Raw genomic sequence first — 22,658 nt, 5'->3', positions numbered from 1 at the left:
GTCCGTGTGAGATATCTAGCTCAGATCGGAACACTACCCTACGCTAAGTTACCCGTGGGTAACCTATCCGCGCAAGAGGTCCCTGACTCCTGCGTGAACCGGCGGTACCAGTAACCTCGGACCAATGAGCGAGGCTGTGATCCCTGCCGCACCCGTGGCCGCAACACATGAACCACTGCCGTTGACCGGCGAGCGGACGGTGCCCGGCATCGCCGAGGAGAACTACTGGTTCCGTCGGCACGAGATCGCCTACGCCCGGCTGCTCGACCGCTGCACCGACAAGATCGTGCTCGAGGCGGGCTCGGGCGAGGGCTACGGCGCCGACATGATCGCGGGCGTGGCCCAGCGTGTCACCGGTCTGGACTACGACGAGAGTGCCGTCGCGCACGTCCGCGCGCGCTACCCGCGCGTGGAGATGATCCAGGGCAACCTGGCCGCGCTGCCCCTCGACGACGAATCCGTCGACGTCGTGGTGAATTTCCAAGTCATCGAACACCTCTGGGACCAGGGACAGTTCCTGCGCGAATGCCTGCGCGTGCTGCGCCCCGGCGGCGTGCTGCTGATCAGCACCCCGAATCGGATCACCTTCTCCCCCGGTCGCGACACCCCGCTCAACCCGTTTCACACCCGCGAACTCAGCGCCGCCGAGCTGACCGAACTGCTCGTCGAGGCCGGGTTCACCGTCTCCGAGATGCTGGGCGTGCACCACGGCGCGAGCCTGAAAGCCCTGGACGCCAAGCACGGTGGGTCGTTCATCGACGCCCAGATCGAGCGAGCGCTGGCCGGTGAGCCGTGGCCCGCCGACCTCACCGCCGACGTCGCCGCTGTCACCATCGACGATTTCGACCTGCGTGAAGGCGATATCGACGCCAGCCTCGATCTGGTCGCGATCGCCGAAAAGGCAGAGGCCGGGCAGGCAAGAAATTGACCGATTCCCGCTCCGCCGTGCCGGGCCAGTTCACGCTGGTCCTGCACTCCCACTTGCCCTGGCTCGCCCATCACGGGCGCTGGCCGGTCGGCGAGGAATGGCTCTACCAGTCCTGGGCCGCGTCCTATCTGCCGCTGGTTCGGGCACTGAAAAACCTTGCCGCCGAAGGGCGTTCGCACCTGCTCAGCCTCGGCATCACGCCGGTACTCGCCGCGCAGCTCGACGATCCGCACTGCCTCGCGGGCATGCACCACTGGCTGGGCAACTGGCAGTTGCGTGCCGACGAGGCGTCGATGTCGGGCAACGTGGCGCTGGGTCGTCACGAACATCGGCTCGCCGCGACAGCTCTGGCCGATTTCGAACAGAACTGGAAGCACGGCGGTTCGCCGGTGTGGCGTTCGCTGATCGACGCCGACGCGATCGAACTGCTCGGTGGACCCCTCGCGCACCCGTTCCAGCCGCTGCTCGACCCTCGCCTACGCCAGTTCCAGCTCACCGAGGGCCTGGCCGACGCGCGACTGCGCTGGGGCACCACGCCGACGGGCATCTGGGCACCGGAATGCGGCTACACCCCCGGCATGGAACGCGGTTACGACGCCGCGGGCATCACCCACTTCATGGTCGACGGTCCGTCGCTGCGCGGTGACACCTCGCTCGGCAGGCCGGTGCGCGATTCCGAGGTCCTCGCCTTCGGGCGCGACCTGGCCGTGAGCTACCGGGTCTGGTCGCCGAAACAGGGCTACCCCGGCCAGAGCGCCTACCGCGATTTCCATCACTACGACCACGCGACCGGGCTCAAACCCTCACGCGTCACCGGCAAGACCGTCGACGGTCCTGACAAGGCCCCTTACGATCCCGAGCTGGCGGCCGAAGCGGTCACCCGCGACGTCGCCGACTTCGTCGAGACCGTCCGCGCGCGGCTGATCGAGGAGTCCGCGCGGATCGGCAGGCCCGCCCTCGTGGTGGCCGCGTTCGACACCGAACTGTTCGGGCACTGGTGGCACGAGGGGCCGCAGTGGCTGGAGCAGGTCCTGCGCGCGCTGCCCCAAGCGGGCGTGAAGGTGGGCACCCTCGCCGACGCCCGCGAGAACGGCTTCGTCGGCGAACCCGTGCAGCTCAACGACTCCTCGTGGGGTTCCGGTAAGGACTGGCGGGTGTGGGCGGGCGACCAGGTGGCCGACCTCGTCGAGCTCAACGCCGACATCGTTCGCCTGGCACTGGACACCCTCGACAAGGTGCGTCGTGCCGGGTCCCTGCGCGACCCGGTCGCCGATCAGTTGCTGCGCGAGGCGATTCTCACCGTGTCCAGCGACTGGGCGTTCATGGTCAGCAAGGACTCCGCCGCCGGGTACGCCCGCGATCGGGCGCACGAACACGCGCACGCCGTCCGCGAGCTCGCCGAGGCGATCGGCGCCGGACAGTTCGCCAAAGCGACCCGTCTCGCGGCAGGATGGGCGATGGCCGACGGATTCTTCCCTGGTCTGGACGCGCGGCGGTTGCCGACCGCTGTCCCGTCGGCCGCCGTTGAAGGATCCGCATGAAGATTTTGATGGTGTCGTGGGAGTACCCGCCGGTTGTGGTCGGTGGGCTCGGTCGGCATGTGCATCACCTGGCCGTCGAGCTGGCCGCGGCCGGTCACGAGGTCGTCGTCCTGGCACGCCGGCCGACGGGCACCGACTCGGTCACCCACCCCACGCACTCCTACATCGCCGACGGCGTGCTCGTCGTCGCGGTGGCCGAGGACCCGCCGTGTTTCGACTTCGGCGAGGACATGCTCGCCTGGACGCTGGCGATGGGGCACGCGATGGTGCGTGCCGGGGTGGCACTGGGCAAGCCCGGTGTGGGCGAGGGCTGGATGCCCGATGTGGTGCACGCGCACGACTGGCTCGTCGCGCACCCGTCGATCACGCTCGCCGAGTACTACGACGTGCCGCTCGTTTCGACGATCCACGCCACCGAGGCCGGGCGGCACAGCGGCTGGGTATCGGGCCGGGTCAACAAGCAGGTCCACTCGGTCGAGTGGTGGCTGACCAACGAATCCGATCAGCTCATCACCTGCTCGACCTCCATGCAGGACGAGGTCGAGCGCCTCTACGGTCCCGAGCTTCCCCCGATCACGGTGATCCGCAACGGTATCGACGTCGGCTCGTGGACCTTCCGTCCCCGCGCGCCACGCTCCGGTCCGCCGCGACTGCTCTACGTCGGCCGCCTCGAGTACGAGAAGGGCGTGCAGGACGCGATCGCCGCGCTCCCCCGCATCCGCCGCGCCCACCCCGGCACCACCCTCACCATCGCCGGCATCGGCACCCAGTTCGAGTGGCTGCGTGAACGCGCCCGCGTGCACCGCGTCGCCCGCGCCGTCCACTTCGTCGGCAGCCTCGGCCACGAAGAACTCCTGGGCTGGCTGCACGGCGCCGACGCCATCGTCCTGCCCAGCCGCTACGAACCCTTCGGCATCGTCGCCCTCGAAGCCGCCGCCGCGGGCGTCCCGCTGATCGCCTCCACCGCGGGCGGCCTCGGCGAAGCCGTGATCGACGGCGTCACCGGCGCCTCCTTCGCCCCCGCCGACATCGACGGCCTGGTAGACGCCACCCGCGCCGTCCTCGACGACCCGGCCACCGCCCAGGCCCGCGCCCGCACGGCCCGCGAACGCCTCACCGCCGACTTCGCCTGGGACGTAGTAGCCGCCGAAACCGCCCAGGTCTACTCCGCCGCCAAACGCCGAGTCCGCACCTCCCTCGGCCGCCCCGACATCGTGGAACGCCCACTCCCGGAACGAGATCCGAAGTAGACCCTCTTACCATTCACCAGACGCTTCAAACGTGATCTGTGTAACACAGTAGGTTTCACCGCCGACAACCCTCGGCACGCACGGAATCGCGGTGTGCGGCAAGGGGGGTCAGCGAGTGGGTCGGCTGCATCAGCCTTGCGACTGACTGCCGACCATCGAAGGGTGAACCGCCACTGTGACGTCTCCGCTGCTGTCCAAGGGCCAGAACATTCCGCTTCCCGAGGATGTCGACCGCATCGACATCGTGATCGGCTGGCCGGAACCCGAGCTCGAGGTCGACGCCTCCGCGCTGCTACTCGGCGCCGATCGGCGCGTGGGATCCGATGCTGATTTCGTCTTCTACAACCAGACCGAATCATCCGACGGCTCAGTGCGTTTCCTCGGGACGAGCGCGACCGAGGAAGGAAAACAGGCCAGGATCTCGATCGAGCTGTCGGCGGTTCCCGCACACGTACACACCATCGCGCTGGCGGGCAGCGTCGGCGAGGGCACCTTCGGGGCGCTGGGCAAACTCGCGTTCCACGTCATGGATCCCGCCGGGCACTCGCTGGCCGAATATCTCACCGCCGACGCGGATACAGAGTCGGCGTTCGTGTTCGGCGAGGTATATCGACGGGAGGGCAGCTGGAAGGTGCGCGCCGTCGGGCAGGGATGGGATTCGGGATTGTGCGGGCTCGCCACCGATTTCGGTGTCGCGGTCGAGAACCCCGAACCTGCGGCCGTCGAGACAGCGGAGCCGGAAGTCATTGCTCCCGAGTCGCGGGCGGTTCAGGCACCGCCTCGTGGCGTGGTGACCACCAGGCGCGTGGTGCGCAAAACCAAACCGATCGAATTCCGGCAGGCCGAATCCGACGCCTGGCAACCCGCTCGCTTGTTCTCGGTCATCGGGGTGGGAGCGGGTGAGGAACAGGAGCGGCGCACCACCTCCGCGCTCATCGCCACCATGCAGGCCGTACGGCCTTTCGCCCGCGCTATCTGTGCCCGGATGGGCGCGCCCGCAGGAGCTTTCGAGGGCTATTTCGAAGTGCAATACGAAGCGGGCGACACCAAGGTCATCCCGGATGCGGTGCTGAAGGTGAGTCGCGGCGCCAAGCAGTGGACCGGTCTGCTGGAAGTGAAGACGGGCAACGGCAAGCTTCGGCGTGATCAGTTGGAGAGTTACCTCGATGTCGCGCGGCGGAAGAAGTACGACGCCGTGGTCAGCCTGTCCAACGACATCCCCGCCGGGCCGGGCGAACTGCCTGTCCAAGTGGACCGCCGCAAGCTGACGAAGGTCGCACTGCGCCATCTGTCGTGGGCCGAGGTGGCCCACGAGGCGCGCATGCTCGCCACCCACGGTGGCATCGACGACGCACTGCAAGCGTGGATTCTCGCCGAGTTCCTGCGCTTCCTCGACCATCCCCGTTCGGGCGCAGCCGAGTTCGTCGACATGGGCAGGCACTGGGTCACCGTCCGTGATGCCGTCACCCAGGGCACCCTGCGGGCGGGGGACGCGAAAGCTCTGACGGTCGCCGACACGTGGGTATCGCTGGGCAGGCACCTCGCGTTGCGACTCACGGCCGAGCTCGGCGTCGAGGTCAAGCATGTTCTCGCCCGCAAGTTCCAGTCCGATCCGGCGGCGCGCGCCGCCGCCGTCGCCGAGCGGCTGGCCACCGACGGCTCGTTCGAAGCTGTCCTACGCATCCCCGAAACCGCCGGTGACCTCACCGTCATCGCTGATGTGCGGACCAACAAGGTCCGCTGCCGCACCACTATCGCCGCACCCGACGAAGGCACCCAGGCTCGGCGCGTGTCCTGGCTGACCAAGCAGCTCACCGACGCATCGGGCCGCGTCCAGGTCGAAGCCGTCTTCGCCGAACGTGGCAACGAAACCTGCGAATTCCTCGACACCGTCCGCACCACCCCCAAGTCACTCATCGACGGCCGCACCAGCCCGATCGTCTCGTTCACCCTCGAACAGACCTTTCCGATGGGCAGCAAGCGCTCCGGCACCGCAGCCAGCTTCATCGCCAGCGTCACCACGGCCACCGATGCCTTCTACGGATCGGTGGTACAGCCTCTGCGCGAGTGGGTTCCCGCGGCCCCCAAACAGGCCGACGTCACTGCGACGGAGCCGATCGAGTAGTTCGACGACCGCTCAGCGGATTTGCGATCCTGGGCCGTTCACCTGTGGGGCGGCTCAGGGAGGGTGGAGGCGAGGCCGCCGCCGTGGTAGCGGGTGGCGGCGTTCCAGAGGAAGAAGCTGTCGATGCCCGCGTCTCGGGTGGCGTCGATCTGGGCTCGGAGTTCGGCGTCGCCGTAGGTGACGCCGAGGCTGAAGTCTTGGAGCCAGGGGGCTATTTTCGCGCCGGTGCCCGCGGTGGCCGCTCGGAAGTCTTGCAGTGAGCGGAAGACGATGTCGTAGGGCTGGGCGTTCGGGTTCGCGACGCCGTACTCGCCGGGGCCCCAATGCGAGGGGTAGATCATGGGTGCCACGAAGTCGACGCTGCGCGACATCAGGGGGATGTCCTGGGCGATCTCGTCGGGGCGGGTGGAGGCGATTCCGTAGACCGCGGCGCTCAGGTGTGCGCCCGCCAGGTGCACCGGATAGCGGCTCTCGGCGAGGAAGTCCGCGACCGCGGTGGCGGGCGTGGTGGCGAGTCCGGCGAAATTCATGCTGGTCAGGCTGCCGTCCGGGCGGCGGACGTAGTCGTACATGATGCCGTCGAAGCCGAGCTGTGCGGCTTCCACCGCGAGAGCGATGTTGTATTGCCGTACTTCGGGATTGGCGAAATTGGTGAAGGCGACCGGGCCGTAGTGGCTGGAATAGGGCTGACCGGACGGATTCTGGACGACCCAGTCGGGCCGTCCGTTGTGCCAGGCCCAGCTCGCGAGAGTCGGATCACGGAAGGCGACGATGCGGCCGACCACCTGTAGACCCATGTCGTGCAATTGCCGGAGGGCGGCCGGGGCATCGTAAATCGCTGCGGTGGCGCCCGATTCGCCGGCCAGCGGCACCTGGGAGGCGTAGCCGACCACGCCGTCCTCGTCTTTGATATCGAGCTGCACGGTATCGATACGGCCTTCGCGGGCGAGGTCGAGGACAGCTTCGCGCAGGCCCTCATGCGACCAGGCGTGCGCGGTGACGTGCACCGCGCGCATCCTCGGCAGCGTGCTCTGCGTAACCAGGGTGCTCGCGGCCTGATTGCCCTGGGCGTCCACCGCGACGACCTCGAAAGCCGGGGCCCATCGCACCGAGAGCTCGAATGTCCCGTCGGCGGCGGGGACCACCGAATCCGGTCCGATGGATATACGCACCGCGTCGACGGCGGTGCCGCGCACCACGACCGGCGCGCGATAGGAGCTCACGGGCTCGGGCGGCGCCATCCGGAGCGTCGGCGGCACGGTGTCCGCGGACGGCAACTCGGCCGATCTACTCAGTGCGAATCCGGCCACCAGAGAGACGACCAGCGCCGCGAGGCCGACACCGATCACGGGGGCCATCCATCGCCGTCGATCGGCCGATCGGAGCTGCAATCCCAACGTCAACACCGCCTTCCAAAAACATTGACGCGCCAACTATTTCGCAGTTCCGACATGGTGTACTCGGTATCGATAGATCGACTGTAATCCGTCGCCGCGGCGTAATATCGCATTGATGATGGGCGGTTCGAACACAATGTTGTGGCTCGCGTCGGCGGTAACGCTGGCCGCCGCACTCACGGCCTGTGCCGCGGTGGACAACGAAGCGGTGTCGGCGGGTCAACCGGCCGCGCCGGTGACGACAGCGAAACCCGCACCACCGAATCCGGCCGAGATCGCCGCCAACGAACTCGGATTCGTTCCGGTGCTGATGTATCACCAGATCGCACCGAACCCGGCAGGCGAATACGACCAGACCCCGGCGGAGTTCCGCGACGAACTGGAACGGCTGTACCGCGAGAACTATCGCCCGGTGACCGCCGCGCAATACATCGCAGGCGACCTCGACCTGCCCGCCGGTACGCACCCGGTGGTGCTCACCTTCGACGATTCCACCAGCAGCCAAGTCAGTTTCACCGACTCCGGCGCGGTGGCACCGGACAGTGCCGCAGGCATCCTCGCCGAATTCGGCGCCCGCTACCCGGACTTCCGGCCGGTGGCCACCTTCTACGTCAACAACGACCCCTTCGGCGCCGACCCGCGCGCGCTGCCGTGGCTGATCGCCAACGGCCACGAAATAGGCGCGCACACCGCCGATCACGCTAATCTCGCGAGCCTGGACGCCGACAATGTACAACGCGAACTCGTGCAGAACGTGCGCGCGGTGACCACGGCCGCTCCGGGCGTCACCGTGCGCACCATGGCGCTCCCGCTCGGCGTCTTTCCCCGCGATCACGCACTGGCCACCGCGGGCACCTGGGACGGCACCCCCTACCGCTTCGACGCCGTGATGCTGGTGGGCTCCAACCCCGCCCCGGCCCCGTTCGGCGCGGTCGACCCCGGCGCGGTGCCGCGCATCCGATCGGGCCGGGGTGCGGTCCCGTTCGATTCGGTCTATTGGCTGGACTGGCTCGCCGCGAACCCGGACCAGCGCTACACCGCCGACGGCGACCCCGCGCGCATCTCCTTCACCCGGCAGCGCGCGACGGAACTCGACGTGCGCTGGCAGGACCGAGCCAACCCGTACTGAGATGAACCCGGTCAGGCGTCCGGTGTGAAGGCGAAGATCTCGCCGAGGCGGGTGGCGACGACGACTTCGCCTTCGGGGCCGATGGAGGTACCCGTGGTGGTGCCGGTGGCCGCCGGAAGTGGGTCGGAGTCGACGGTGTTGCCGGTGGCGGTGTCGAAGGTGATGAGATTCAGACCCGCGCCGATGGCGGCGACGGTGTAGCCGATGTCGCCCGCGGTCTGCGCCGGGGTGCCGCGGAGGGTGAGGTCCTTGCGCTCCCAGACGATCTCGGCTTTGTCACCGTTGTCGCGCAGTGCGGTCAGGTAACCGTCGTCGCCCGCCGGGATGATCAGATCGCCTGCGACGGAGATGCCACCGCGGGGCGCCCACGGCAGGGGCTGAACCCAGCGGGTGGCGCCGTCGGCGGTGTCGAGGGCGATCAGGCGCTTGCTGTTGTCGCCGATGTAGACGGTGTCGCCGTCGGCGGACAGGGTCGGGCTGGTCGCGCTGCCACCGGTGAGGATCTCGGCGCTCCACTCCTGGGTCACGGTGCCGTCGCCGTAGCGCAGCGCGCGCAGGGCGGCGGCCTGCTTGCCCGGCTCCCAGACGGTGACGAAGAAACGGCCGGTCGACGGGTCGACGGCGGTGGTATTCGCGACGGCACAGCGGGGGCCGCCGACCTGGCAGTCGTCGAGGCCGTCGCCGGAGGCGGGGCGGGTGAGGCCGGGGTATTTCAGGAAGTCGGGTTCGCCGAGCAACTGCACCGTCGGCACCTCGCGACCGCCGGTCTGACGGCTGAGCACGTCGACCTGGCCGGACTGGGTCACCGTCAGCAGCTTGCCGTCGCCGGTGAACTGGATGGCCACCGGGACGCCCGCGACGGGGGTGCGCCACCGCGGCTGGCCGAGGTAGTTGAACGAATTCACCGCGCCGTCGTCACCGACGTAGACATTGCTGACCCCGTCGAGCACCGTCGGGGCTTCGATCGTCGACGGTCCGAGCGGGTTGCAGAAGCGTTTGCGGCCGGTGAGCATCTGGAAGGAGAAGATCGCGCAGTTGCCGGTGCTCGTGGTGACGAACATCTGGCCGTCGGCGCCGATCGTCAACGGCTGGGCGATCGGGCCACCCACCGGACGTGACCAGCTCAGCGACACCGAGTCCGCACCCGACACCGGACTGCTGCTCGCATTGCCGCCGTCGTGATGCGTTGCGGGCCAACCCTTTCCGGCACCGACGGTGATGTCGTCCACATCCGTACCGCACCCGGCCAGCGCCACCACACCGGCGGCAGCGAGCGAGGCAACGACGCGAGTCCGAGTTCGCACCTGCTGATCTCCCTGTGTAATGGGGTATGGCACGGTAAGTGTGCCCTGCGAAAGTACTCTGTGTACCCGACGACCGAATCCCCGGGGCAGGCCCGGCGGATCATGACGGGAGAGTAGTTCGTGACGAGCATGTGGGGCGCGCCGCTGAGCGCGCGCTGGCGTGGATCACGCCGCCGCGATCCGCAGCAGGCCCGATTTCTGACCAGGGATTCGCTGCGCTGGGTGCTCGCCAACCGCGCCTACACGCCCTGGTACCTGGTGCGTTATTACCGCCTTGCCAAGTTCCGCCTGGCCAACCCGCATATCGTGCTGCGCGGAATGGTCTTCCTCGGCCGCAATGTGGAGATCCACGCGACCCCGGACTTCGCGCGCATGGAGATCGGCCGCTGGGTGCACATCGGCGACGGCAACGCCCTGCGCTGCCACGAGGGCTCGCTGCGCATCGGCGATAAGGTGGTGTTCGGCAAGGACAACGTCGTCAACACCTACCTCGACATCGAGATCGGTGAGTCGACCCTGGTCGCCGACTGGTGCTACATCTGCGACTTCGACCATCGCATGGACGACATCAACATGCCCATCAAGGACCAGGGCATCGTGAAGAGCCCCGTGCGCATCGGTCCCGACACCTGGATCGCGGCCAAGGTGACCGTCCTGCGCGATACCAGGGTGGGGCGAGGGTGTGTGCTCGGCGCGCACGCGGTGGTGCGTGGGGACGTCCCCGACTTCAGCATCGCCGTCGGCGCTCCCGCCAAGGTCGTGAAGAACCGCAAGGTCGCCTGGGATGCGAGCGCCGAGGAGCGCGAGGCCTTCATGGCTGCGCTGGCCGATATCGAGCGCAAGAAGAACGCCGCGACCAAGACCTAAGCATTTCGCGGACACGGGCGCCGGAAGCGAAGTGTCTGTCGGTGGGGGTCGGTACGGTCAGCACCGTGGAGAGTTATGCGGCGTTGCTGCGGGGGATCATGCCGACCAACCCGAACATGCGCAACGAGAAATTGCGCGGGGTGTTCGAGGGGCTGGGCTTCGAGAAGGTCGCCTCGGTGCTGACGAGCGGCAATGTCGTCTTCCGCACCGCTGACGACCCCGCCGACCTGGAAGACCGCATTCAGCAGGCACTCAACGCCGAACTCGGTATCCCCGGCGGCACCATCATCCGCAGCCATCCCGAACTGCGCGCGCTCCTCGACCGCGACCCCTTCGAGGGCCTCACTCACGAACGCGGCTCCTACCTCACCGTCACCTTCTTCAAAGCGAAAATGCGCGAAGCCGACACCAAAGCCTTCGACGACGCATTCACCCGCGTGATCGGTTACGACCGCAAAGCCCGCGCCTTCCTCACCGTCATCGACAACAGCACCGGCAAGACCCCCGACTTCATGGCCCGCCTCGAGAAGACCTACGGCAAGGACATCACCACCCGCACCTGGCTCACGGTGCAGCGGGTAGTGAAGAAGATGGAAGCCTGATCAGTCGGCGAAGGCGAGCCCACGAGCTGTCAGTTCCGCACCGAGGATGCGGATGGATTTCGGCCCGACGCCGTGGATGGCGAGCAGGTGTTTCGCACTGACCTGGGTGAGCTGTGCGTAGCTGGTATAGCCGTGCGCGGCCAGCTCTCGCGTCGCTACCTTGCCGATCCCCCGGGGGAATTCTGTCTCGGCCACCGCATCCGCCATCGTGCGCACCTTTCGTGTCCGGCTGTCTCTGACGACAGACTAGGCGCGGGCACCGACACGTGAGCTGTCAGCGGGTGGGCGCGACTGCTCGGCAGAGGAAGACGACGCCGGCGCGGCCGATTCGGGTGATCACCAGGGTGTACGGCGTCGAGCCCCGCTGCTTGAGCTTCTTGCGCAGGGCATCGGGGTCGACGTCCACGCCGCGGATGAGGATTTCCAGGGAACCGCAATCTCGGCGGGCGAGTTCCTGCCGCAGGGTCTTCTCACGGAGTTCGAAGCGGCCTTCGATACGAAAGCCGCGCATGCCCGTGGGGACCGTGTCGCCGGTGAGGTAGGCGATCTGTGGGTCGAGTTGCCAGAGGCCGTGTTTCGCGGCGTAGTGGCGAACCAGGCCGGCGCGGACGACAGCACCGTCGGGGTCGATGATCCACTCGCCGGGAGCCCGATCGGGGATGTCGTCGGGGGCGGCATCGGTGAGAGTTGTCGCGCCGCCACGGGAGTCCAGGACGGTGGCGCGGCGGGTGACGCCGGGCTCGGTGAGGCCAGGTGACCAGAGGCAGGCTTCGCGCACGGCGCCGTCGAGGGAGACGACCTCCACTTCGCCTTCCCAGCCGAGGCGGTCGAAATCCAGACCGGGGGCGGACTTCACCGCGATATCGCGGCCCGCGTACGCGGCGAGCAGATCCGGCAGCGGGGGTTGGAGCTTCGCGGGATCGTAGGTACGGCGACCGTCTGCTCGACGAGCCGGATCGGCGATGATCACGGTGTCACGAGTAGTCGGGACGAGGGCATCGGCCTTGGCCAACACGATGTTTCGACCGACGGCGCCGAGATTATGGGCGGCCATCGCCAAGCGGACATCGTCGAGATCGCTGCCGACCACCGCCGGACAGAGCGCCGCCAGCTCGGACAGTTCCGCACCGATCGAGCAGGTCACGTCGTGGACCGCGCGACCGGCCAATCGAGCGGCCCGATGCCGGGCCACCAGCGCGGGTGTCGCCTGTTGCAGCGAGTCGTCGGTGAACAACCACTCGCCCGCCGCGGGCAGCTTCACCACGGCCTTGCGACGCAATCGCACGGTCTCGATCAGCGCGGGCGCCGAGTCATCGTGCGAACGACGCACCTGCTCGATATCGCGCAGGTGCGTCGCGGGGGTCAGCTCCAGCCGGTCGACCTCGGCGAGCGCGGCACGGCCTGCCGCACTGCCGAGATAGGCGACGTCGTCGCGGCCGAAGCGGTAGCCCACCTACTTCTGCGCCGCGTCCGGCTTCACGCCGGTGATCATCGCGTTGTAGAAGAACTCGCGCGGCACGACCTTGCGCAGCACGTTCTCGTCCAGCCAGCTCAGGCCGAGCCACGCGCGGTACTGCGCCAGGCGGTACGGCATGGTCAGCTTCTCGTCGGGGACGGCGGCCTCGAAGGTGCGCACCGGCCAGCCCCACAGGGCGGCGGCGAGTTCCTCGGTGGTGGCCTTCACATCGACGGCACCCGCGGACTTCGCCTTCTTCTCGAGATCGCTCGGGTCGAAGGTGTGCAGGTCGACGACGGCCTCGAGCGCGGCGGCGCGGGAGGACTCGTCCAGCTCGGTCTGCGGACGACGCCAGCCGGACAGGAACGGCAGCTTGGTGATCTCGGTGGTCACCTTCCAGGTGGCCTGGCCGAGGCGACGGGCGTAGATGTTGCCGATGGTGGTCGGCTCACCGGCGAACACGAAGCGTCCGCCCGGCTTGAGCACGCGCAGGCACTCCTTGAGCGCCAGCTCCACGTCGGGGATGTGGTGCAGCACGGCGTGGCCGCAGACCAGATCGAAGGTGTCGTCGTCGTACGGGATGGTCTCGGCGTCGGCGACGCGGCCGTCGACATCCAGACCGAGGTGCTCGGCGTTGCGCAGCGCGACCTTGACCATGCCGGGCGAGAGGTCGGTGACCGAACCGCTCTTGGCGACACCGCCCTGCATCAGGTTGAGGAGGAAGAATCCGGTGCCACAGCCCAGCTCGAGCGCGCGCTCGTACGGCAGTGGAGCCGGACCGACGGCGAGGTCGAACCGGCCGCGCGCATACGCGATACAGCGTTCGTCATAGGAGATCGACCACTTGTCGTCGTAGGTCTCCGCTTCCCAGTCGTGGTACAGGACCTGGGCGAGTTTGGTGTCTTTGCGCGCTGCTTCGACCTGGGCCGCGGTGGCGTGGGGGTTCGGCGCCGGGTCGTCGGGATGGACCGTCATAGAGGCCAGCCTAATATGTGTGTCTCGGCACGCCGCTGCTGGGACGAGGGACGGCCGTTTCACTCGTCCGGTCGGCGCGGAACGGGTAGTAACTTATCGGTGGGTTGCTACTTTCCGGTGAAGGTAGCGCTGTTCGGACCGTCGGCCGCGAACGTGCGGGTGCCGAGGCGGGCGTCGTCGGTGTCGAACAGGGCAGACCACTCGGTGACGGCGGTGGAGTGGCCGTGCGGCCCGGATTCGAAGACCGCCTTGGCGGCAGCGAGAGCGCGCGGGGCGGCGGTGACGAACTGGGCGGCCCAGGCGCGGGCGGCGGTGAGAACGTCGTCGGGGGCCACGACCTCGTCGACCAGCCCGAGCTTCGCGGCTTCCTCGGCGTCGACGAAACGGCCGGTGTAGACGATGTCCTTGGCGCGGCTGGCGCCGATGAGCAGGGAGAGTCTGCGGATGCCGGAGAGCGGGATCAGGCCGGCTTTGATCTGCGGAAGACCCAGTTTCACGTTGTCGCCGATGATCCGGTGGTCGGCGCCGAGCGCGAGTTCGAGGCCGGCGCCGAGGCAGTAGCCGGTGATCGCGGCGACCGTCGGCTGCGGAACCCGCGAGAGACAACCGAGCGCGGCCTGGAGATCGGCGGCCATGGCAGCGGCCTGACCGGCGTCGAGTGCGGCCAGCTCCGACATCTCGTCGCCCGCGCTGAACACCCGCTCGTCGCCGTAGACGATCAGGGCAGAGACCCCCGGATGCTGGGCCACCGTGGCGGCCGCGGCCGCCACCTCACGGGCCAGCTGGGCGTCGACGAGGTTCAGGGGCGGACGATCGATGCGCAGCAGCGCGACGCCACGGGTGGTCGGCTCGGCGGGCAGCTCGAGGGTCACGAATTCGGCCATGGGCCACAACCTACCGGCCGCCGAGTGCACCCAACTGCGGCAGATCGTCGAAATACCGTTCGCTGTCGGGGAAGTCCGACAGGGGACGACCGCCCGCTCCCGGCGAGTACTTCGGCATGATCGGCTCGATGACACGGTCGGCGGCCAGCACGGCCGCGGTGTCGGCGAACCCGCACAGCGCGTCGAGCTGCGACCACGTCGGTGGCATCAGCACGTGTTCGCCCTCGCGCCAGCTCGCCAGAGCGTCCTGCGGGGTCCGCCAGATCACCTGGGATGCCTCGGAGGTGGCGCCGTCGGCGATCTGGCCCTGCGGGAGCACCGCGACGAAGAAGCGGGTGTCGTAGCGGCGGGGTTCGGCCTCGGGAGTGATCCAGTTCGACCACGGGCGCAGCAGATCGGCGCGCAACACCAAGCCCTCGCTCGCGAGGAAATCGGCGAGCGACAGTTCGCGGCGCTCGAGCTTGCCCCGCGCCTCGCGATAGCGCGCCGAGTCGTCGACGACAGTGTCCGCGGTCGGACCGGCGAGCAGCACGCCGCATTCCTCGAACGTTTCCCGCACGGCTGCGGCGACGAGTGCCTGCGCGCTCTGTTCTTCGGTGGCGAAACGCTTCGCCCACCAGGCCGGTTCGGGGCCCGTCCAGGCGATATCGGCTATCCCGTCGGCAGCGTCGACACCACCGCCGGGGAACACTGTCACCCCCGCGGCGAACGCCATCGCCTTGACCCGACGCTGCAGGAACACCTCGATACCGGCCTCGCCGTCCCGCACCAGCATCACGGTCGACGCATCCCGCGCGGGGACCCCGGACTCACTCATACCGTTCCTCTCCACCACCGAACCGACTGCTCGGCTGCCGACACCGCGGCCTCCCGGCCGCAATCGGCTACCTCCTGCGAACGCAGCCGACCTCTCAGCACCCTAACGCCTGCTTGGTCGACGGCGCGTCAGCGGTCAGTTCCGGCGCCGATGCCCGCCCGAACGGCGAGCCCGCCGCGCGAACCACCGACCGTCGATCCGGTCGAGGGCGATCGACTGGCTGAAGGCTCTGCTCAGATTCTCGGCGGTCACCACGTCGCCCAAGAGCCCTTGGCCGACCACCTCGCCCTCCTTGAGGAGCAGCGCATGGGTGAAGCCGGGCGGGATCTCCTCGACGTGATGGGTCACCAACACCATCGCGGGCGCGTCGGGGTCGGCGGCGAGATCGCCGAGGCGCTCGACGAGTTCCTCACGCCCACCCAGGTCGAGGCCCGCGGCCGGTTCGTCGAGCAGCAGCAGTTCCGGATCGGTCATCAGCGCGCGGGCAATCAGCACCCGCTTGCGTTCACCTTCGGACAGAGTGCCGTAGGTGCGGTCGGAAAGATGTTCGGCGCCCAGGGTTTCCAGCATGTCGACGGCACGTTCGGTATCGATGTCCTCGTAGCGCTCGCGCCAGCGGCCGAGCACCGCGTAGCCGGCCGAGACCACGAGGTCGCTGACCTTCTCGTCCACCGGGATCCGGCTGGCCACCGCCGCCGAGGACAACCCGATGCGCGGTCGCAATTCGCTGACGTCGACGCGACCGAGCGTCTCCCCCAACAGATTCGCGTTACCGGAGGTCGGGTGGAGTTCGGCGGCGGCCATTCTCAACAGCGAGGTCTTGCCCGCGCCGTTCGGGCCGAGCACCACCCAGCGTTCGTCGAGCTCTACTTGCCAAGAGACAGGGCCGACCAGGGTTCGGCCCGAGCGGCGGATGGTCACGTCGGAGAAGTCGATGAGCAAATCGGGATCGGGTTGCGACACGCGCTCCATCTTGGCCCACGCGGGCTCTCAGCGCAGCGACCGGCCCGTACGAGATTCGTCGATCCTGGTCGCCGACGGGTCATTCGCGTTGCGAAGTTCGCTACGCAACATCCGCGCGACGACAAAAGAGACAGGCACCGACAGCGCGACCCAGACGATCAGGATCACCACAATTGTCGTCATCATCGCGGAACCTCCCTGTACCTCGACGTGCCTGGCTGTCCGTTACGTATACCCCCGGGACACCGGCGCCACACCGCGTTGTCGCGGCGAGTCGCGAAAACAGCGACGTAACTGCCGGATTCGCCTCATTCCTATCGATGCGATCACTCCCGCGGCGGCACCGCGATCACCGTCATCGAGCCCGGCGCCACCTCGGTGAAACCGGCGTCGCGCACCGCCACCGCACGACCCGCCGCCACCTCGGCCACCAAGCCCGCCCACTGCTGTTCGTCCGCGTCGCGCACAGCGCACCGGAACCCGCGCCCTGCCCACGCGGCCGCCGCGTCCACCGACAGCGCGCCCGCCAGCAACATGCTCGCATGCCCGACCTGCGCGGCCGCCTTGCCCACCGACATCTCCAACGCCGCGTTCACCCACAGCACCGGCACCGTCGGATCCACCGGGCCCGGCTCGTCATGGTCGAGATCGGTTCCGCCGATCTGGAGTCTGCGGACGCGCTGATCGATCTCCCCGACCGGGCCGGGGACGAACGCACGAGCCTGCGCGCCGTCCACATCGACAGTCACCCCGTCGACGTCGCCCGCGGCCGCCCACTGGGCGCCACGCGCGCGCCGGGCGACCTTCCTGATCCGCGACCGCTTCCACGCGAGATACCGCGGCTCCCACTCCCCACCGGGCCCCGACCGTGGGTCGAGGCACACCGCGACGGCCGCGGCGGCGGCGGCTTCCAGCAGTGCGCTGCGGGCGGGCGGATCGATCTTGGGAATGTGCAACACCATCTGCATCGCCTGCACCATCGCCGGGTCGTCGGGGTCGCCGGTGCCACCGTAGCCCTGCGCCAATTCCGCGTGCCGAGCGGCGAATTCGGCCGCCTCGTCGCGGACCGGGGCCTCGGCCTGCTCCTCGGTTTCCAACCCATTACCCATGCCACAACACCCGTTCGATCGACACCAGTCCGCGCGCCAGCCTAATCGCGCGGGCGCGTGGCCTCACCGTGTTCAGCTCACCCGGACATCCACCATGAAGGTCTGCTCGGGGCCGATCGATGGTTCGCTGGACGGCCCGTACGTGAACTGCAGCGCGGTCACACCCCGCTGGATCGCCCGGAACGGCCACACCGTGGCGTTGCCCTCACTGGTCGGCCCACCGTCGGCGATCAGGATGCCCTTCTCGGCATTGATCATGCCCCACTCGCCGGTCGACGCGGGATCCCGCGGCAGACGCACCAGCAGGCGCTGGCCCACCGTGGCCACGACCGTGCTGCCGTTGGCGGTCAGCTCGATCGTCAGCGGATCGACCGCGGACTGCGGAACGGCGGTCGGCTGGAGGGTGACGTCATAGGGTTCGGTCTCGTCGCCACCACATCCGGCGGTCAATCCGCCGAGACCCGCCAGGGCGACCAGGACGAGAAATGACCTGCGCACAACAACCTCCCGGTGACGAGCGGTGACGACGTGCCTGTGCGGTCACTCTACGTCGGTGAGGTCGCGATTCCGCGTGACGCTACCGGCCGAGCAGTGGAACCCGTCGTACGCCACCGTCACGCGCGTCGGCCGCTTCCACCTCGTCGCGGGTGACGCCGAGGATGAACAGCACCGCGTCCAGGTACGGATGCGACAGCGCCGTATCAGCCACCTCGCGCAGCGCGGGCTTGGCGTTGAAGGCCACGCCGAGCCCGGCCGCGTTGAGCATGTCGATGTCGTTGGCGCCGTCACCGACCGCGACGGTCTGCTCCATCGGCACCCCCGCCTCGGCGGCGAACTTGCGCAGCGCGGTCGCCTTGAACGCCCGGTCGACGATCTCGCCGACGACCCGCCCAGTGAGCTTGCCGTCGATGATCTCCAGGGTGTTGGCCTGCACGAAATCGAGTTCCAGCTCGTGCGCGAGCGGCTCGATCACCTGCCGGAAGCCACCGGAGACCACGCCGCAGCGGAAGCCGAGCCTGCGCAGGGTGCGAATCGTGGTGCGCGCGCCCGGGGTGAGCTCGATCCGGTCGGCGACCTCCTCGATCACCGACTCGTCGAGACCCTCGAGGGTGGCCACTCGCTGACGCAGCGATTCGGCGAAGTCGAGCTCGCCGCGCATCGCGGCCTCGGTGACCTCGCGGACCTGGTCCTCCACGCCGGCGTGCGCGGCCAGCATCTCGATCACTTCGCCCGTGATCAGGGTGGAGTCGACGTCGAACACGATGAGGCGCTTGGCCCGGCGGGCCAACCCCGCCCGTTCCACCGCGATGTCGACCCGTTCGGCGACCGCGACCTCGGCCAGTGCGGTGCGCAGCCGCGCGTCGCCTTCGTCGCTGGTGTCGGTCGCGGTGACCATCAGTTCCATCCCGGTCACCGGGTAGTCGGCGATGCCACGGATGGAGTCGATATTGGCGCCGCCGGTGGCCAGTTCCCGCGAGATCGCGCTGAAGGCCTTCGCGGTGACCGGGGCGCCGAGCACCACGACCGCGTGGGTCGGCATCGGCGGCTTGCCGATCTGCGCGTCCACGGACACGTCGACCTGCATGCCGACGGTGTTCATCGCCTCTTCGAGTTCGTCCTGCAACGCCTCGGGGTCGTTGGGGCACGACACCAGCACCCCGAGGGTGAGCCGTCCCCTGATGACCACCTGCTCCACGTCCAGCAAGCTCACCCGGTGCCGGGACAACGTCGCCAGCAGCACCGAGGTGACGCCAGGTCGGTCGGGGCCGGTGACGGTCACGAGAACTGTGGTGTCGGCCAAGTCGATCTGCTCCGTTCGATTACCCACAAAAAGAGTGTGCACCCGCTGGTCACCCAGCAGGTGCACACCCTGTCGTTCGGTGGTGTCCTACTTCTTCGCGAGCGCGCCTTCGGACACGTGCGTGCTGTGCTTACCCGAGCCCCAGCCCACGTGCGCCTCGGCCTTCATACGGTCGACCATGTGCGGGTAGTGCAGTTCGAACGCGGGACGCTCGGACCGGATCCGCGGCAGCTCGTAGAAGTTGTGGCGCGGCGGCGGGCAGGTGGTGGCCCACTCGAGGGAGTTGCCGTAGCCCCACGGGTCGTCGACCGTGACGACCTCGCCGTAGCGGTAGCTCTTGAAGACGTTCCAGATGAACGGCAGCATCGACGAGCCCAGGATGAACGCACCGATCGTGGAGATCGTGTTCAGCGTGGTGAAACCGTCGGACGGCAGGTAGTCGGCGTAGCGACGCGGCATGCCCTCGGCGCCCAGCCAGTGCTGGACCAGGAAGGTGGTGTGGAAGCCGACGAAGGTGGTCCAGAAGTGCCACTTGCCCAGACGCTCGTCCATCATGCGACCGGTGATCTTCGGGAACCAGAAGTAGATACCCGCGAAGGTCGCGAACACGATGGTGCCGAAGAGCACGTAGTGGAAGTGCGCGACGACGAAGTACGAGTCGGTGACGTGGAAGTCCAGCGGCGGCGAGGCCAGGATGACGCCCGACAGACCACCGAAGAGGAAGGTCACCAGGAAGCCGATCGACCACAGCATCGGTGTCTCGAACGTCAACTGACCGCGCCACATGGTGCCGATCCAGTTGAAGAACTTCACACCGGTCGGGACCGCGATGAGGAAGGTCATGAAGGAGAAGTACGGCAGCAGCACCGCGCCGGTGGCGTACATGTGGTGCGCCCACACCGCGATCGACAGCGCCGCGATACCCAGCGTCGCGTAGACCAGCGTGGTGTAACCGAAGATCGGCTTACGGCTGAACACCGGGAAGATCTCCGACACGATGCCGAAGAACGGCAGCGCGATGATGTAGACCTCGGGGTGGCCGAAGAACCAGAACAGGTGCTGGTAGAGCAGGATGCCGCCGGTGGCCGGGTCGTAGATGTGACCACCCAGGTGGCGGTCGTAGGCCAGACCGAACAGCGCCGCGGTGAGCAGCGGGAACGCGAGCAGCACCAGCACGGAGGTGACCGCGATGTTCCAGGTGAAGATCGGCATGCGGAACATGGTCATACCGGGTGCGCGCAGGCAGACCACGGTGGTGAGCATGTTGACGCCACCGAGGATGGTGCCCAGACCCGAGACGGCCAGACCCAGGATCCACAGGTCGGTGCCGACACCGGGCGAGTGCAGGATGTCGGTCAGCGGCACGTAGGCCGTCCAGCCGAAGTCCGCCGCGCCGCCGGGGGTCACGAAGCCCGCGGTCGCCATCGAGGCGCCGAACAGGTACAGCCAGTAGCTGAACGCGTTCAGTCGCGGGAAGGCGACGTCGGGAGCGCCGATCTGCAGCGGCAGGACGATGTTGGCGAAGCCGAACACGATCGCCGTCGCGTAGAACAGCAGCATGATCGTGCCGTGCATGGTGAACAGCTGGTTGAACTGTTCGGGCGAGAGGAACTGCAGACCCGGACGTGCGAGCTCACCACGCATGAGCAGCGCCATGAGGCCGCCGATCATGAAGAAGCTGATCGCCGTCACCAAGTACATGGTGCCGAGCACCTTGGGGTCGGTGGTGGTGACCGCCTTGTAGAGGAACGAGCCCTTCGGCCCGGTCCGGGCCGGATACGGTCGAGTCGCTTCCAACTGAGGGACTGGCCTGGGCTCTACCGCAGTCACTGATCCTCCTGAAGATGCCTGTACGTCACTCGCAGCGTCGGCCGCGCCTGAAAGGACGGACAGCAGCAGACATGCGTTGGAGTGAATCGTAAACCGTGCTGCCGCAGCATTCCGCGCGGGTCCTACTCTGTGTCGTATTCGGCGCGCCGTAGTTCGCGATCCCGATCTTCCTCCGCAGGTCGCGTGGGTGCAATGGTTGTCGGCGATGACTTTTCGGCGGTCGGCGCGTCATGATCGATGCCGACACACGAACGTGCCAGCGTCTCTATCGCGCTCCCCCTTCAGCCGAGGAGAAGTCATGTCGTTGACCCCGAAACCCGGTGATCCCACCTGGGTCGATCTCTACACCACCGATCTCGACCGCGCGATCGCCTTCTACAGCGAACTGTTCGGTTGGACCGCCGATCGCGGCGGCGAGGAATTCGGCGGCTACACAACCTTGCGCAAGGACGGTCGGGCGGTGGCGGGTGCGATGGGCCGCCACGACGATCCCGGCGACCCGTATCCCGACCGCTGGACCGTCTATCTGAACTCCCCCGATGCGCTGGCGACGACGGCGAAGACGAGCGCGGCGGGCGGCAATGTGATCGTCGAGCCGATGGCGGTCGCCGATCTCGGATCGATGGCGGTGCTCGCCGATGTCGGCGGCATCGGTGTCGGGGTCTGGCAGGCCGACACCTTCGCCGGCTTCGAAGCGGTCGGCATCGTCGCCGACGGCACCTGGACCGACCACGTCGGCGTCCCGTCCTGGTTCGAGCTGATGACCCGCGCCTACGACGAGTCCCTGGTCTTCTACCGCGACGTCTTCGGCTGGCGCGACACCCTGACGATCGCCGACACCGCGGACTTCCGCTACACCACCATTCACGCCGTCCCGCCCATGGGCGGCGGCGTCCTCGACGCGGGCGGCCACCTCGCCGAGGGCATCCCCGGCTCGTGGACGGTCTATTTCGGCGCCGACGACGTCGACAAGTCCGCCGAACAAGCGGTGGCCCTCGGCGGCACCGTCGCCTTCGCACCCATGAACACCCCCTACGGCCGCCTCGCCGGCCTGATCGACCCCACCGGCGCGCATTTCAGCATCGGCGGAAACGCCCGCTGACCGAGGTTCGACCCCCTAGGGGTGGTAATCGATCCCCCTTGGAGTCGGCGCACCAACGCTGGGGTTGCTGTCGGGTTCCCCTCTCGAGGACGAGATTAGAGGTGTAGCAAAAAACACCCGCCGACAAGCCTTCAAGGGGAATCCGATGAGCACCGTGGTCACCGCACCCGCCGACAACGTCATCCAGATGCGTCGCCGTTCCGACGCGCCGATCGTCGCGGGGCAGCTCGCCGACGCCGATCTGGATCGTTGGGCGAACCGCCTGGCCCGCGTGCTGCTCGGTCGCGGTGCCGAGGCGGGCGACCGGATCGCCGTCGCGGTCGATCCCCGGATCGAGGCGGTCGTCGCCGAGGCCGCGGTGCGCAAGATCGGTGCGATCCCGGTGTCGCCGACCAACGGTGCCGCGACCGGTTTCGGGATCACCACCAAGGCGAATCGGGCCCAGTTCGCCGACAACGGCAACTGGCTGGTGCTCGACGATCGCTCGACCCTGCAGCGCTATCTGGTCAGTTCCGACGCGCCGCTGGCGGCCACCGAACTGGCCGCAGTCTCCTGAACCCATTCCGATGTGGTCCGCG

General features: G+C 68.1%; 22 protein-coding genes. 9 read left to right on the top strand and 13 right to left on the bottom strand.

Annotation, left to right across the window (positions count from 1 at the left end; genetic code table 11):
* Positions 1 to 124 precede the first annotated feature (124 nt).
* From IBJ82_RS00565 to IBJ82_RS00550, 4 genes are all read left to right on the top strand, one after another.
* Positions 125 to 928, top strand: coding sequence for a bifunctional 2-polyprenyl-6-hydroxyphenol methylase/3-demethylubiquinol 3-O-methyltransferase UbiG (locus tag IBJ82_RS00565; protein ID WP_194824020.1), 804 nt, complete (start codon positions 125 to 127; stop codon positions 926 to 928).
* A complete protein-coding gene (locus IBJ82_RS00560) occupies positions 925 to 2,469 on the top strand; it encodes a glycoside hydrolase family 57 protein (protein WP_194824019.1) in 1,545 nt (514 codons plus the stop codon). Before IBJ82_RS00565 ends, IBJ82_RS00560 begins: the two co-directional genes overlap by 4 nt.
* Positions 2,466 to 3,719 carry a glycosyltransferase family 4 protein gene (locus tag IBJ82_RS00555; protein WP_194824018.1) on the top strand — a complete coding sequence of 418 codons (1,254 nt, stop codon included), beginning with the start codon at positions 2,466 to 2,468 and terminating at the stop codon, positions 3,717 to 3,719. The genes IBJ82_RS00560 and IBJ82_RS00555 overlap by 4 nt, the downstream gene beginning before the upstream one ends.
* A 175-nt stretch (positions 3,720 to 3,894) precedes the next feature.
* On the top strand, positions 3,895 to 5,844 hold the full coding sequence (locus IBJ82_RS00550) for a TerD family protein (protein WP_194824017.1): 1,950 nt from the start codon (positions 3,895 to 3,897) through the stop codon (positions 5,842 to 5,844).
* A 38-nt stretch (positions 5,845 to 5,882) separates the two neighbouring features.
* Here IBJ82_RS00550 and IBJ82_RS00545 read toward each other — a convergent pair whose 3' ends face one another.
* Positions 5,883 to 7,193 carry a putative glycoside hydrolase gene (locus IBJ82_RS00545; RefSeq protein WP_370585078.1) on the bottom strand — a complete coding sequence of 437 codons (1,311 nt, stop codon included), beginning with the start codon at positions 7,191 to 7,193 and terminating at the stop codon, positions 5,883 to 5,885.
* Between the two features lie 184 nt (positions 7,194 to 7,377).
* On the opposite strand from IBJ82_RS00545, the gene IBJ82_RS00540 reads away from it, so the two are divergent.
* On the top strand, positions 7,378 to 8,370 hold the full coding sequence (locus tag IBJ82_RS00540) for a polysaccharide deacetylase family protein (protein WP_228536374.1): 993 nt from the start codon (positions 7,378 to 7,380) through the stop codon (positions 8,368 to 8,370).
* An 11-nt stretch (positions 8,371 to 8,381) separates the two neighbouring features.
* Here the strand turns inward: IBJ82_RS00540 and IBJ82_RS00535 are convergent, their stop codons facing one another.
* Positions 8,382 to 9,674: a PQQ-binding-like beta-propeller repeat protein gene (locus IBJ82_RS00535; protein ID WP_194824015.1), complete on the bottom strand. Its 1,293-nt coding sequence runs from the start codon at positions 9,672 to 9,674 to the stop codon at positions 8,382 to 8,384.
* Between the two features lie 120 nt (positions 9,675 to 9,794).
* Here IBJ82_RS00535 and IBJ82_RS00530 point away from each other — a divergent pair, with 120 nt between their 5' ends.
* Both IBJ82_RS00530 and IBJ82_RS00525 read left to right on the top strand, forming a co-directional pair.
* Positions 9,795 to 10,541 carry an acyltransferase gene (locus tag IBJ82_RS00530; protein ID WP_194824014.1) on the top strand — a complete coding sequence of 249 codons (747 nt, stop codon included), beginning with the start codon at positions 9,795 to 9,797 and terminating at the stop codon, positions 10,539 to 10,541.
* A 65-nt stretch (positions 10,542 to 10,606) separates the two neighbouring features.
* The gene (locus IBJ82_RS00525; protein ID WP_194824013.1) at positions 10,607 to 11,143 is read left to right on the top strand and encodes a DUF1697 domain-containing protein; all 537 of its coding nucleotides are present in this window, start codon (positions 10,607 to 10,609) and stop codon (positions 11,141 to 11,143) included.
* Here the strand turns inward: IBJ82_RS00525 and IBJ82_RS00520 are convergent, their stop codons facing one another.
* The 11 genes from IBJ82_RS00520 to ctaD form a co-directional block, all read right to left on the bottom strand.
* Positions 11,144 to 11,350 carry a hypothetical protein gene (locus IBJ82_RS00520; protein ID WP_194824012.1) on the bottom strand — a complete coding sequence of 69 codons (207 nt, stop codon included), beginning with the start codon at positions 11,348 to 11,350 and terminating at the stop codon, positions 11,144 to 11,146.
* Between the two features lie 67 nt (positions 11,351 to 11,417).
* Positions 11,418 to 12,596 (bottom strand): class I SAM-dependent methyltransferase, encoded by a 1,179-nt coding sequence (locus IBJ82_RS00515; protein ID WP_194824011.1) that lies wholly within the window; start codon positions 12,594 to 12,596, stop codon positions 11,418 to 11,420.
* Positions 12,597 to 13,574, bottom strand: coding sequence for a class I SAM-dependent methyltransferase (locus IBJ82_RS00510; RefSeq protein ID WP_194824010.1), 978 nt, complete (start codon positions 13,572 to 13,574; stop codon positions 12,597 to 12,599). It abuts the gene before it with no gap.
* A gap of 107 nt (positions 13,575 to 13,681) precedes the next feature.
* Entirely contained in the window at positions 13,682 to 14,458 is a 777-nt protein-coding gene (locus IBJ82_RS00505) for an enoyl-CoA hydratase-related protein (RefSeq protein WP_194824009.1), read from the bottom strand.
* Between the two features lie 10 nt (positions 14,459 to 14,468).
* Positions 14,469 to 15,275, bottom strand: a complete 807-nt coding sequence (locus IBJ82_RS00500; RefSeq protein ID WP_194824008.1) for an NUDIX domain-containing protein — start codon at positions 15,273 to 15,275, stop codon at positions 14,469 to 14,471.
* A 135-nt stretch (positions 15,276 to 15,410) separates the two neighbouring features.
* Complete coding sequence (locus IBJ82_RS00495; RefSeq protein ID WP_056812283.1) at positions 15,411 to 16,247, bottom strand: ABC transporter ATP-binding protein; 837 nt, start codon at positions 16,245 to 16,247, stop codon at positions 15,411 to 15,413.
* A gap of 18 nt (positions 16,248 to 16,265) precedes the next feature.
* The gene (locus tag IBJ82_RS00490; RefSeq protein ID WP_194824007.1) at positions 16,266 to 16,424 is read right to left on the bottom strand and encodes a hypothetical protein; all 159 of its coding nucleotides are present in this window, start codon (positions 16,422 to 16,424) and stop codon (positions 16,266 to 16,268) included.
* A gap of 140 nt (positions 16,425 to 16,564) precedes the next feature.
* Positions 16,565 to 17,347, bottom strand: coding sequence for an aminoacyl-tRNA hydrolase (locus IBJ82_RS00485; RefSeq protein ID WP_194824006.1), 783 nt, complete (start codon positions 17,345 to 17,347; stop codon positions 16,565 to 16,567).
* Positions 17,348 to 17,419: 72 nt separating this feature from the next.
* Positions 17,420 to 17,845, bottom strand: a complete 426-nt coding sequence (locus tag IBJ82_RS00480; RefSeq protein ID WP_194824005.1) for a protease inhibitor I42 family protein — start codon at positions 17,843 to 17,845, stop codon at positions 17,420 to 17,422.
* A gap of 79 nt (positions 17,846 to 17,924) precedes the next feature.
* Complete coding sequence (serB, locus tag IBJ82_RS00475) at positions 17,925 to 19,154, bottom strand: phosphoserine phosphatase SerB (protein ID WP_194825083.1); 1,230 nt, start codon at positions 19,152 to 19,154, stop codon at positions 17,925 to 17,927.
* Between the two features lie 81 nt (positions 19,155 to 19,235).
* Positions 19,236 to 20,978: a cytochrome c oxidase subunit I gene (gene ctaD / locus IBJ82_RS00470; RefSeq protein ID WP_194824004.1), complete on the bottom strand. Its 1,743-nt coding sequence runs from the start codon at positions 20,976 to 20,978 to the stop codon at positions 19,236 to 19,238.
* 298 nt (positions 20,979 to 21,276) lie between these two features.
* Between ctaD and IBJ82_RS00465 the strand changes: the two genes are divergently transcribed.
* Both IBJ82_RS00465 and IBJ82_RS00460 read left to right on the top strand, forming a co-directional pair.
* Positions 21,277 to 22,080 (top strand): VOC family protein, encoded by an 804-nt coding sequence (locus tag IBJ82_RS00465; RefSeq protein WP_194824003.1) that lies wholly within the window; start codon positions 21,277 to 21,279, stop codon positions 22,078 to 22,080.
* A 145-nt stretch (positions 22,081 to 22,225) separates the two neighbouring features.
* The gene (locus IBJ82_RS00460) at positions 22,226 to 22,636 is read left to right on the top strand and encodes an AMP-binding protein (protein ID WP_194824002.1); all 411 of its coding nucleotides are present in this window, start codon (positions 22,226 to 22,228) and stop codon (positions 22,634 to 22,636) included.
* Positions 22,637 to 22,658: the final 22 nt, after the last annotated feature.

It is taken from the genome of Nocardia sp. XZ_19_231 (assembly GCF_015355705.1).
In the GTDB taxonomy this organism is placed as follows: Bacteria; Actinomycetota; Actinomycetes; order Mycobacteriales; family Mycobacteriaceae; genus Nocardia; species Nocardia salmonicida.
This window is presented reverse-complemented; position numbering and strand designations above follow the sequence as displayed.